The following is an 11,909-nucleotide window of genomic DNA, read 5'->3' on the forward strand; positions in this document are numbered from 1 at the left end:
AGAATCGTCCTCCCGGTCAGCCCGAGGGGCAATCCATGACGAGCACCGCACTGGTCACCGGAACCACCGGAGCGCCTACCGAAATACCGCTGACCTGTACGTAGTAGGCGCCGGGGGCCACATCGCCGAATCTGATGGCCATCCTCTCGGAGATCGCCGGACTGCGCGATTCGACCTGTTTGCCGTTCTCGTCGACCAACGCCACCTTCAGCGCCCGCGGGGCCGTGTCCCTGAGCTCGACGGTGACCTCCAGGTCCTCCCCGGCCAGCACGAGGTCGGGCACGACGACCTGGGGCTCCGTCACCGTCACGTTGCGCGGGACGATGGCCTTGGCGGTCAGGAACGACTCCACGGCGTCCAGTACAGCGGCGTTGTCCTGCAACGACGTGTGCTGCTCCGTCACGCGGTGCAGCGTGTTCGACGACAGTGCGAGCCCACGCCGTGCGGCGCCGACCATCGGCACGGTCGCGTCGCCGTACAACTCGTCGCCCTCGTAGGTCCGAGAGCAGATGACTTTGCCGTCGGCGAGGCGCGCCGTCGTCGCCGTGGGCTGCTTACCGCCGAGGATCGCGTACGTCTGATCAGCGAACGAGTCTGTCAACGCGCCGTGGAACGCCATCGCGTCCGACACCATCTTCGTGTCGAGTTCGGGCAACGAGACCTCAGTGGTCTTGAGGAGGCCGCCCGCGGACTCGATGCACGCGTACTCGGGCAGCAGCTGGTGCAGCGACGGCATCGACCGCGAGAACTCCGTCAGGTCGACCGCCAACGGTCCGAGCCCCTTGCGCACGCCGTTGACCAGCTGGTCCAACGCGGCGGCTGCCCCGCGGTAGGGCGTGCCCATCGTGATCAGCTTGTCGGTGCGCTCGGCCATCCCGCACTGCTCGACGCACCACCGCGCCACCAGCCCGCCCATCGAGTGGCACACGAAGCTGACCTTGGCGTCCGGTCCGATCCGGTCGAGCGCCTCGTCCACCCGCCGTGCCAGCAGCGCGCCGTTGTAGCGGTTCGACAGCCGCCAGTCGTAGGCGAAGAGCATCAGGTTGCCCTTCTCGACCGTGTAGCCGAGCGAGTTCATCCGGCGCGTGACCCGGTCGTAGCCCTTCAACGGCGTCCAGATGCCCGGGACGACGTGCAGGTCCGACATCAGCGCGACGGGCTCGACGCCGTCCCCGGGGTGCTCGTCGCCGATGCCGTCGGGGAGCTTGAGCTGCTTGAGGCTCCGCCCCAGCGTCAGCACGGCGCGCAACGCGGCCCTGCCGGACACCTCCCAGACCATGCCGCCGGAGTCGCGCAGCGTGCTGCCGAGGATGCCGGGCAGGACCACCACGAGATCAGTCATCTAGGACTCCTCGGCGAGCTTGCGGATGAGGGACAGCAAAGCGAAGTTCGCGGGCACCAGGTAGGTCAGCTCGTGGATCCACGCCATGCGCCGGCTCGCCTCGGGCAACGCCAGGCGCTGGTCGCCGGCACGAGCGCGCGCGACCACCTTGTACAACGCCGCCAGCGCGTGCGGCTCCAACGCCGTCACGGCCTGAGTGAGGGCTTGAGGCGACGCACCGGTGGCGAGCCCGCGCAGGATCTCCGTCACGCGCGCGGGGTCTTCCACGGCGTCCAGCACGAGGTCGAGCACATCGGCGTCCTCGTCGGCCAGCAGCAGCAACGCGTGCACGGGCCGGTTGTCACGCACGTTCTTCAGCACTTCCTTGTCCAGCAACTCCTCACGCCGTGAGGCGAGCAGTTCGCGACGGCGTGCGGGTGTGGCGTCCACGAACTCGTCCGCGAGACTCGCGAGCAGCCACGGCCGGTAGGCGAGCGCGACACCCTGCTGCTGCGCGGTCGTCCGGCGCGACTGGATGACCTGCGCCTCGATCAGGCTCGTGCCGTACAACGCCTCCGTGACGGCCACGTCCGCGTCCGCCGACAACAACTCCGGGTGCTGGAGCAGGATGTCGCGCTCGTCGAGGTACGACCGCGCGAACACCCACGAGCGCGCGGTCCGCAGCAACGCCCGGTCGACCGACAGCCAGTCCGGCGTGGTGTCCCAGGGCCACGGACCGGAGTCGTAGTGGCGGCGCGCGATGTCGTGCACGTCGTGGATCGCCTGCCGCGACTGGCCGACGTGGGTGAGGGCCTGGCACAGCCACTTCGCCGCCGCGGGATCACCGGCCTTCGTGGCCGCCGCCCGCAGCATCAGCAGCGTGGCGAGGTGCGGGCCGGTGAACCGCGCGGTCACCCTCTCCCAGGTCTCCTCGACGATCTCGGGCTGCTTGAGCCGCGCGCAAGTGGTGTCGAGCGTGAACAACGCGGCGGCCAGCGTCGACAGCCGGTCCGAGTTCTCCGGCAGCAGGCAGACCTCGACGGTCCGCAGACCGGTGGCCAGGGCCTCGCGCGGCTTGTCCGCGTCGCGCTGGCGGCGCATCAGGTTGTGCAGCGCCTGGCCGTGCACCGGCAGGCCGTCGGCGAGGTCGGCGGCCTGACGGGCGGCGTTCAGGGCGGCTTCCGTGCGGTCGACCATGCTGTACGCGACGCTCAGGCTCAGCGCCGCGTCCGCGAGCTGGGGGCGGAACGCGGCGTGCCGGCCGAGCGTGCCGCTGATGTCCGCGGCCTGCTGGGTCGTGCTCGCGGCGTCGGACAGCCTGCTCAGCGCCAGGTAGTCGCGGCTCAGTTCGACCAGCGCGCTGACCAGGTCCGCGAGGAACACGGGGTTCGTCTGCGCGAGCTCGTAGTACAGCTCCACGGCCTGCTTCGACCGTTGCATGGCCTCATAGCGCAAACCGGAATCGCTGCACCGCGCGGCAAGGCAGATCATCGCGCGCGCAAGCGCTGCACCGGCATCAACGGCCGCAACGGCGTCACGTGCCGTGGACAGCGCATCCCGTCTGCGCCCCAACATCGCGTAGACCTCACTCAGGTCCACCAGCGCGCCGCTGAGGTGCGCCGCGTACGTCGGATTGTCACCGCCGTGCGCCGACGTCTTCGCGATGCGTTGCGCCAGCCTTTTGTGCGTAAGGCTTTCCGCCGTCGTCGGAGTCGACGCCACCAGCTCGCGGTAGCGCACGGCGGCCTCTTCGGCAGGCGCCACGGCCTGCTGCAGGCGTCCGGCGTCGCGGAACCGCCTGCCGAGCTTGTTCAGCACGAACGCCAGATCCGCCAGGTACATCCGCAACTTCGGCACCAGCGCGCGGAAGTGCTCGGCCGCTTCTTCTAGAGGCGCGATCGCCTCGTCGCCGCGGCCCCAGTGCATCAGCTCGTTCGCCGCCGTCGTGGCCGCGAGTGCGATGTCGGGCAACAACATCCGGTTCATCACCGCGAGAGCGCGCAGCCCGTCCAACGCCCGTGTGCCCGCATGCCCGCAGTGCCGCCACGCGTACTTCCACAGGTAACCCGGCACGTTCGGCGGCACGCCCGCCTCCATGCGCTGCCGGTACAACCCGATGAGCGCGCACGCCACCTTCTCGGCGTCCGGCGCGAACACCTCGTCCCGGCTCGGTGCGAACGGTGGCCTCAGGTGGTCCGCGAACGTCTGGTGCGTGAGCTTGAAGACCGCCGTGCCCTCCTCACCGTCCTGCACGATGTGACGGCCCAGTTCGGTGAGCACGGCCGTGATGTCCTCACGGCTGAACTTCTCTCCGGACAACGCTTCGGCGGCTGCTCGCCATTCCTCCTCGGGGAATCCCGCGCCGTAGCTCCACGTCAACGCCGTGAGCAACGCACGAGCGGATGGCACCTTCGCGAGCTCGCGATCGAAGGCCGCGTCCAGCGACAGCTTGAGGTCGGCGCCGCCGTCGGCCAGCACCTGGTCGGTGATCATCCACGCCGTCAGGAACGGCAGTCCCGCCAGCTCGTCCACAGTGGACTGCGCCGCGCCGGGACCTAGGCGCGCCACGACGTACTCGCGGACGTCGGTCTCGCTGTCGGCGTCGTCGAGGTCGAGCACGTCGACGGGGGACAGCTCGGTCAGCAGGGGAGCGCCGCCCGCGACCCGGTGCGCCTGCCGGGTCGAGACGATCACGACGGCGTGGTTCGCGAGCTTCGTCAGCAGCGAGCCGGCGATCGAGAACGACTCACCGCGCGCCTCGTCCAGACCGTCGACCACCAGCACCGGAGGTGTGCTCAGAGCGCTGACCACGCCCACCAGCTCGGCCGCTCCGCGCCGGGGCCCCTCGGGCGCGGGGATCAGGCCCGAGGCGACGAGCTGGCGGCTGAGCAGGTCGGCCACGCGGTCGGCGTCCATCGCACGGGCGTGCACGGCCGCGTCGACCGAGCCGGGGCCGGGGTCGGCGTGCCGGAACGGCGGCCCGGCGGTCAGCAGCAGGTCGCGCTCGGCCGAGTTGGACAGGCTGACGACCCGGCCGACGACCGCGGACTTGCCGGTGCCCGGTGACCCGGTGACCACCCGCAGACCGGCCACCCCGGACTTCACCCAGCTCACGACCTCGTCGACCTGGGCGGTCCGGCCGGTGAACCACGACCGGCCGGACGTGGAGTCGCCGCCGCGGGCCGCGAGCAGGAGGTGCTTCACGACCGTGTTCGCGGCGTAGAGGGGGTTCGGCAGCATCGGCTGTGCGGAGCCGTACTGCATGAAGCGCGGCCGTTGGACGTCGCTGTCCCACGCGTTCAGCAGTGCCGTGCCGACCGCGCCACCGTCGACCAGGGCGATGCGGTCACTCCACCGCCGTGCGTCCTCATCGGCCGTGGGACCGGCACGCAGCAGCTTGCGGAGCTTCCCGCCGAACAGGCCGTCACGGGCCGTTTCGACGCTCGAACACGACACCAGCACGCCCGCCCAGTGCACCTGGCCCGCCAGCAGCTCCTCCTGGACGGCGGCGACCGTGCGGACGGCCTCGTCGAGCTGGGCGCCCGAGTAGCAGGCGTCGATGATGATCAGCACCTGGTGCGCGCCCGACGCGGCGCACCACAGCGCGAACTCGTGCAGCATGACGCCGTCGCCGTCACCGGCGTTGTCCTTGGCGAGAAGCCTGAGGTTGCCCGCGACGGGGACGGCGTGCCCGCTCCACAGCGCCACCAGCGCGCCGCCGTCCTGCGTCTTCTTGAGCCCTTTCATGTGCGCGCGGATCTCGGGCTCGGTCGGGTCGGCGAGCGGGTCGCCGGCGTAGCCCTTGAGCAGCGCGCGCAGCTCCCGCACGTCGCTCACGGCGTGCTGCAGCGGCTGCACCAGCTCGTAGGAGCCGACGCCGATGCCGACGAACCTGTCCCTGACCCTCTCGTGCATGCGTCACTACCCCCTGTCCAGACGTCGTTCAGGGGCAAGGGGTGTTACTCGGGGTAACTCACATGGACTACTCCGCCGAGTCCCCGTCCTTCGGCTGGGGCGGTAACTCGGCGTTCGTGTTCTTCTCCAGGAACCTCAGCAGCTCCACGGGGAACGGCAGCACCAGCGTCGAGTTCTTCTCCGCCGCCACCTCCACGATGGTCTGCAGCAGCCTCAACTGGAGCGCGCCGGGTGTGGACTCCATGGTCCCGGCGGCCTCCGAGAGCTTCTTGGACGCCTGCAGCTCGCCGTCCGCGGTGATGATGCGCGCACGGCGTTCGCGTTCGGCCTCGGCCTGACGCGACATGGAGCGCTTCATGCTCTCCGGCAGCGCCACGTCCTTGATCTCCACGCGGTCTATGTCGATGCCCCACTCCAGCGCGGGCGTGTCGATCATCAGCTCCAGCCCCTGGTTGAGGCGTTCGCGGTTGGACAGCAGGTCGTCGAGCTCGCTCTTGCCGATGATCGACCGCAACGACGTCTGCGCCACCTGCAACATCGCGAACCGGTAGTCCTCGACGTTGATGACGGCCTTCGCCGCGTCCTGCACCTTGAAGTACACGACGGCATCGACGCGCACGGTGACGTTGTCGCGCGTGATGCCGTCCTGCGCCGGCACGGGCAGGGTGACGATCTGGAGGTTGACCTTCCGGAGCTGGTCGACCCCCGGGATCAGCATCGTCAGACCCGGCCCGCGCACGCCCTGCTGCAGTCTGCCGAACCGGAACACCAGCCCCTGTTCGAACTGCTTGATCACTCTGGCGCTCATCGCGAGGCCGATGCCTCCGAGCGCGACCAGCCCGCCGAGGATTTCGAAGAAGACCATGAGACCCCGCCCTTCATCGGCGAATGCCCTTGATCTCCAACGGTACGCCTGGGGTCCGACAATTCTCAGCAGCGCAGGACGGGGGCGGCCCAGTCGGCGTGGTCGTGGGCGTTGCCGTCACCTCCGTCCGTCACCCGGAACGTCAGCACCGTTGCTCCACTCGTGTCCACGGTGACGGGAACGGCTGCGCTCTGTCCTGTCAGCACAGGGCTCTGGTAGACCGACCGGTTGTCCTTCAGGACTTCGAACCGGACGCTGCCGCCGCCGTTCGTCTCGTCGTCGACACCGATCGTGGCGGTCAGGGTGCCGCACTTGCCGCCGGTGTAGACCTGGAACTCGGAGTCGGCGTGCGCGCCGACGCCCTTGTCGAACTTCGCGCCCCGGATGCTCATCGGGTTGCCGTCACCGCCCGCGTTCTCGCCGTTGCTGCGGTCGCGCTCGATCGGGCCCCAGCCGTTGCGCTCGCCGAGGAACTCCAGAGAGGACACCTCCGTCTCGCCCCGGGGCGGGCGCGGGGTGGCGGTGAAGTCGTGCGTCAGGGTGGTGGTCGCCTTGCCCGTGGTGATCTCTGCGAAGACCGGGCGGGTGCCGGTGTCCCCGCCCTCGCGCTTGATCGTCACCTTCGCCGCGCCGCCGGAGAGGTCGACGGTCTCCGGCGAGACGGACCAGCCGTCCGGTGCGGTCAGGCGGGCCGTGGTCCTGCCGGGGCAGGGCTTCGTCACGACCAGGTCGGCCTCGACCTGCTCACCCGGTTCGAGGACGGTGTCGGTGGCCCGCAGTTCCGCCGTGGGCGCGCAGTCGATCTGACGGCCGAGCTTGCCCGTTGCCGCCTCCACGGGCGTGAGCGGGCGCAGCAGCACGGAGTACGCGTACTCGTTGCCCGCTTCCACCTGATACTGCGGCAACGGCTCGTGGAACGTCTCGCTGACGCCTGTAACGCGGTGTGCGGCGTGCAGCGTCGTCCAGCCGTCGTTCTTCTTGAGCGCGAACGGGTGCGCGGCGCGGTCGAGGTCGTCGTAGCGCGACACCCGGACGTCCAGGTCACCCGCGACGAGCAGGCCCGCGCGGCCGTCGGACAGCGTCGCCCAGCGCGTGTCGGCGTGGTTGCCGTAGTCCTGCGGCTTGTAGTAGTCGTTGAACTCCTTGTCCACAGTGGACTGGTAGACGCCGATGGGATTGCCGGACTTGCGGTCGTCGTAGTTCTCACCGGGACCGCGGCCGTACCAGGTGAACTTCTTGTACCTGTCGGGGACCTTGATCGTGAAGCCGATGCCGGGCAGGTAGCTCAGGTCGCGCATGCGGTCCTGGGCCGCGACCCGGTGGCCGACGTTGACCTCGCCGTCCCCGGTGATCCGGTAGGTGAAGGTCTGCGCGAACGACGCGTCCTGCACGGCCTGCGCGGTGGACTTCACCGTGATCGTCGTGTCGGCGGCGTTCTGCGCGACCGTGACGTTAGACGGAGTGGTCCTGAGCCGGTCGAGGCCGTTGCGGTACCAGGAACCGTCCTCGCTCATGAACTCGTTGGACAGCGGCGCGCGCCACGCGTCCAGCTCCGGGCCGGTCTTGAGCAGCTCGGTGCCGCGCACGCGCATCGACGTGAGCGTGCCGGACCTCTTGCTGACGACGTACCGGAAGTCCTTGCCGGACACCACGACCTCGTCGTCGTTCTGGGTGGTCGTGAGCTTGCCCGCAGGCGCCCTGGTGTGCAGCCCGGCGATCTGCGTGCCGCCCAGCGGGAACTGGGCGATGCCGACGTCGTAGCCCTGCCGGTCGACCGCCCGGACGGTCAGGTGGCGGTCGGTCTCGGCGGTGAAGTCGGGCAGCGTGACCGTGCCCGGCCGCAGCCTGCCGCGGTGCTGGGCCACCGTGCGGCCGTTGTCCCGCACCTCCCAGCGCAACTCGAGGTCGTCGGTGCCGGTGAACTGGCGTTCGCTGACGGTCGTGAGCTCGTTGCCGGCGAAGGAGAACCGGATGGGGGAGTGCACCGCCATCAGCTCGGTGGTCTCCGGCTGCGGCCTGCGGTCGGCCCACACCACGCCGTCGACACCGCCGGTGCCCGCGCCGTAGGACTCCTTGCGGCCCTTGTCCTCCAGCTTCTCGAAATCGAGCGCCAGGACGGCCGTCCTCTTCGGGTCCTGCGCGAGTTCGGCGTCGGTCAGGGCGCGGTGGTAGATCCGGACCTGGTCGACGCTCCCGTGCGCCATGCGCGTGCCGACGTTCTCCTGCATGGTCTCCGCGTTGCGGCCGATGTTGACCGGCCAGTGCGACCAGTCGATCGTGCCGCTGTAGTCCTCCGTCGCGGCCTCGCGGCCGTCGATCAGCAGCCGGAGCTTCGAGCCGTCGAACGTGCCGGTCACGCGGTGCCAGTTGCCGTAGAAGTCCGCCGGGACCGTCGCACGGACCGTGCGCCAGGTACCGCTGTGAACGAAGAACTCCAGTGTCGTGGCGTTGGACATCTTCAACGCGTACTGGTGGTCGCCCTTGGAGATGACCGTAAAGTCACCGGTCCACGTGTCCGGTTTCACCCACGCGTCGAGCGTGAGGGCGTTGGTGACCTCGTCGAGCTTGCGGTCGCGGTAGACCTCCACGAAGTCGTCGAGTCCGCTGAGCTGCAACGCCTTGCCGTGCTTTCCGTCCACATGGGATGGTTTGCCGGACAGGTAGGAGAGGATGCCGCTGGCGTCGTCCGGGGTCGTGTAGAGCGGTAGCGCGATGTTCTGCTCGGCCCAGTCCCAGATGAAGCCGCCCTGCACCTGCGGGTAGGCGCGCACGACGTCCCAGAACTCCTTGAAGTTGCCGAGGCTGTTGCCCATCGCGTGCGCGTACTCGCCCATGATGATCGGCTTGGTCGTGGTCCTCGCCTTGGCCTCGAGGCTCGCGGGCGACGGGTAGCGCGGCCCGGCCACGTCCGCGAACGGCGCGTCGCCGTCCGGCACGTTGGGCTGGTGGTAGAGCGGGCGGGTGTCGTTGGCCTTCGCGTACTCGGCCATCGTGTGATGCGCTTTGCCGAGGCCCGCCTCGTTGCCCGTGTCCCACATGACCACGCTCGGGTGGTTCTTGTCGCGCTGCATCATCGCGACAAACCTGTCCTGGAACGCGTCCTGCCACTCAGGGCGTTCGGCGAGGCAGTTGTTCGGGCAGCCGTCGTGGTGGTGGGTCTCGGTGTCCACCTCGTCGGCGATCATCAGGCCGTTGCGGTCAGCGAGCTCGTAGAAGTACGGGTCGCTCGGGTAGTGCGAGGTGCGCACAGCGTTGATGTTGAACCGCTTCATCAGCTGGACGTCTTTTTCCTGGTCGGCGCGGGTGACGTACCTGCTGCCGTGCGTGGACGTCTCGGCCCGGTTCGTGCCGCGGAACAGGACGCGCTTGCCGTTGATCTTGAACTGCCGGTCGGCGATCTCGATCTCGCGGAACCCGACGGGCTGCCTGCCGGTCTGGATCACCCGGCCGTCCTTCAGCAGTTCGATCTTGAGCTCGTACACGTTCGGGGTCTCGTCGGTCCACTTCAGCGGGTTCGCGACCTCGCCGTCCCTGATCGGGACCTCACGGCCGTCCGGGTCGAGGAGTCTGGTGCGGACGGTGTGCCCCTCGACCGGTCCGCCGATCTCGACGTCCGCGGTGATCGTCGCGTCGCGGTACTCGGCGTCGAGGTCGGTCTTGATCGTGACGTCTCGCAGGTACGTCTTCGGCGTCGAGTAGAGCCACACCTCGCGGAAGATGCCGGAGAACCGCCACTGGTCGAAGTCCTCGAGGTGGGAGCCGGAGCCCCAGCGGTGCACCTGGAGTTTGAGGGTGTTGCGGCCGGGCTTGAGCTTGCTGGTGACGTCCCACTCGGCCGGCGTGTAGCCGCCCTGGTCGTAGCCGACGTACGCGCCGTTGACCCACACGAAGTAACCGCTGGTCACGCCCTCGAAGCGGACCAGCGTGCGGTCCCAGTTCGCGGGAAGGTCGAACGTCTTCTCGTAGACGCCCGTGGGGTTGACGTCGTGCGGGACGTGGGGCGGGTCGTCCGGGTACATCTCCGTGGGGATGTTGCGGAACATCGGGTGGTCGAGGAAGTCGGTCTGCCACGTGTGGGGGACCTTGACCGTGCGCCAGCCGTCCGTCGTCTCCCTGACGTCCTGCGGCTTGTCGAACATCCTCAGGCGCCACTCGCCGTTGAGGCTGAGCCTGCGTTCGGGCCCGAGATCCGGGTGCGGAGGCTCCTGGTGCTCGCCTGTCATTCTGGGGTTCTCCAGATATGCCAAGGCGTCCAGGGGCTCGGCCTGTGCTGTGGCCGGGGACAGTGAGAGCGCTACCACCGTGGCTACGACGACACGAAGCATGCCTTCGGAAGCTAGGGGCGCGCTGCCCGGGCCGTCAACGAATGTCCTGCCTTTCTGTCCGAACGGATCCGGGCGTGGGCGTCCCAACACCCGGAAATCACGCTCCACCCGGCGGCACGCGTTAGTGTCGGATGCATGCAGACCTGGTCATCGATTCCTGTGCCGCGGGTTCCGGGGGACCCCCGCCCGCTGCGGCTGTTCGACACGGCTACGGGCGAAGTGCGTCCTACGGCTCCAGGAGACACCGCCAGGTTGTACGTCTGCGGGATCACGCCGTACGACGCGACGCACCTAGGCCACGCCGCCACCTACCTCGCGTTCGACCTCGTGCACCGCGTGTGGCTCGACAACGGCCACAACGTGCACTACGTCCAGAACGTCACCGACGTCGACGACCCCCTGCTGGAGCGCGCTCTGCGCGACAAGGACGACTGGGTCGTGCTCGCCATGCGCGAGACCGCCCTGTTCCGCGAGGACATGGAGGCCCTGCGCGTCCTGCCTCCGCAGGACTACGTCGGCATCGTCGAGGCGATCCCCGAGATCGTCGAGGTCGTCGCGAAGCTCGTGGCCGACGGCCACGCCTACCGCGTGGACGACGCCGAACACCCCGACATCTACTTCGAGCACAACGCCACCGGACGGTTCGGCTACGAGTCGAACTACTCGGAGGAGACGATGCTGAAGCTCTTCGCCGAACGGGGCGGCGACCCCGACCGCCCCGGCAAGAAGCACCCCCTCGACGCCCTGCTGTGGCGCATGAAGCGCGACGGCGAGCCCTCCTGGCCGTCCGAACTGGGCGAGGGCCGCCCCGGCTGGCACATCGAGTGCAGCGCCATCGCCCACAACCGCCTCGGCACCGGCTTCGACGTGCAGGGCGGCGGCTCCGACCTGATCTACCCGCACCACGAGTACTCGGCCGCGCACGCCGAGGCCCAGACCGGCCAGCACCCGTTCGCCCGCCACTACGTGCACGCGGGCATGATCGGCCTCGACGGCGAGAAGATGTCGAAGTCGCGCGGCAACCTGGTCTTCGTCTCGAAGCTGCGCGCGGAGAAGGTGGATCCGAACGCCGTCCGGCTCGCGTTGCTGGCCGGCCACTACCGCGAGGACCGGCCGTGGAGCCAGGCGCTGCTCGACGAGGCGCTGGCTCGCGTGGACAAGTGGCGGCGGGCTGTCGCGCTCGACAGCGCACCGTCCGGTGTGGACACCGTGACGCGGTTGCGGGACCACCTCGGGAACGACCTCGACACGCCGAAGGCGTTGGCCGCTGTTGATGCTTGGGCCGATGAGGCTTTGGCGCACGGTGGGTCGGATCGGCACGGGCCGTCGCAGATCCGCACCGCGGTGGACGCGTTGCTGGGCGTGGAGCTCTAACACTGGTCCGGTGGCGCTGCTCGCCGCAGCGCCACCACCGGTCCGGCACTTGAACGTGGAACCGCCCCCGAGGCGGAAGCACCGGGGGCGGTTCGTTCAGCGCAAAGCC

5 protein-coding genes are annotated in these 11,909 nt (G+C 69.2%); 1 reads left to right on the forward strand and 4 read right to left on the reverse strand.

Features of this window, described 5'->3' with window-relative positions:
- Positions 1–16: 16 nt before the first annotated feature.
- The 4 genes from IE307_RS40725 to IE307_RS40740 all read right to left on the reverse strand — a co-directional run bounded on the left by IE307_RS40725 (position 17) and on the right by IE307_RS40740 (position 10,324).
- Complete coding sequence (locus IE307_RS40725; RefSeq protein ID WP_191304833.1) at positions 17–1,342, reverse strand: esterase/lipase family protein; 1,326 nt, start codon at positions 1,340–1,342, stop codon at positions 17–19.
- A complete protein-coding gene (locus IE307_RS40730) occupies positions 1,343–5,236 on the reverse strand; it encodes an ATP-binding protein (RefSeq protein ID WP_191304834.1) in 3,894 nt (1,297 codons plus the stop codon).
- A 67-nt stretch (positions 5,237–5,303) separates the two neighbouring features.
- Entirely contained in the window at positions 5,304–6,101 is a 798-nt protein-coding gene (locus IE307_RS40735; RefSeq protein ID WP_191304835.1) for a slipin family protein, read from the reverse strand.
- A gap of 65 nt (positions 6,102–6,166) precedes the next feature.
- Positions 6,167–10,324, reverse strand: coding sequence for a glycoside hydrolase family 2 TIM barrel-domain containing protein (locus IE307_RS40740; protein ID WP_229905550.1), 4,158 nt, complete (start codon positions 10,322–10,324; stop codon positions 6,167–6,169).
- 237 nt (positions 10,325–10,561) lie between these two features.
- On the opposite strand from IE307_RS40740, the gene mshC reads away from it, so the two are divergent.
- Positions 10,562–11,800, forward strand: coding sequence for a cysteine--1-D-myo-inosityl 2-amino-2-deoxy-alpha-D-glucopyranoside ligase (gene mshC, locus IE307_RS40745; RefSeq protein WP_191304837.1), 1,239 nt, complete (start codon positions 10,562–10,564; stop codon positions 11,798–11,800).
- The last annotated feature ends 109 nt before the right edge of the window (positions 11,801–11,909 follow it).

Origin of the sequence: Lentzea cavernae (genome assembly GCF_014653695.1) — a bacterium.
Taxonomy (GTDB): domain Bacteria; phylum Actinomycetota; class Actinomycetes; order Mycobacteriales; family Pseudonocardiaceae; genus Lentzea; species Lentzea cavernae.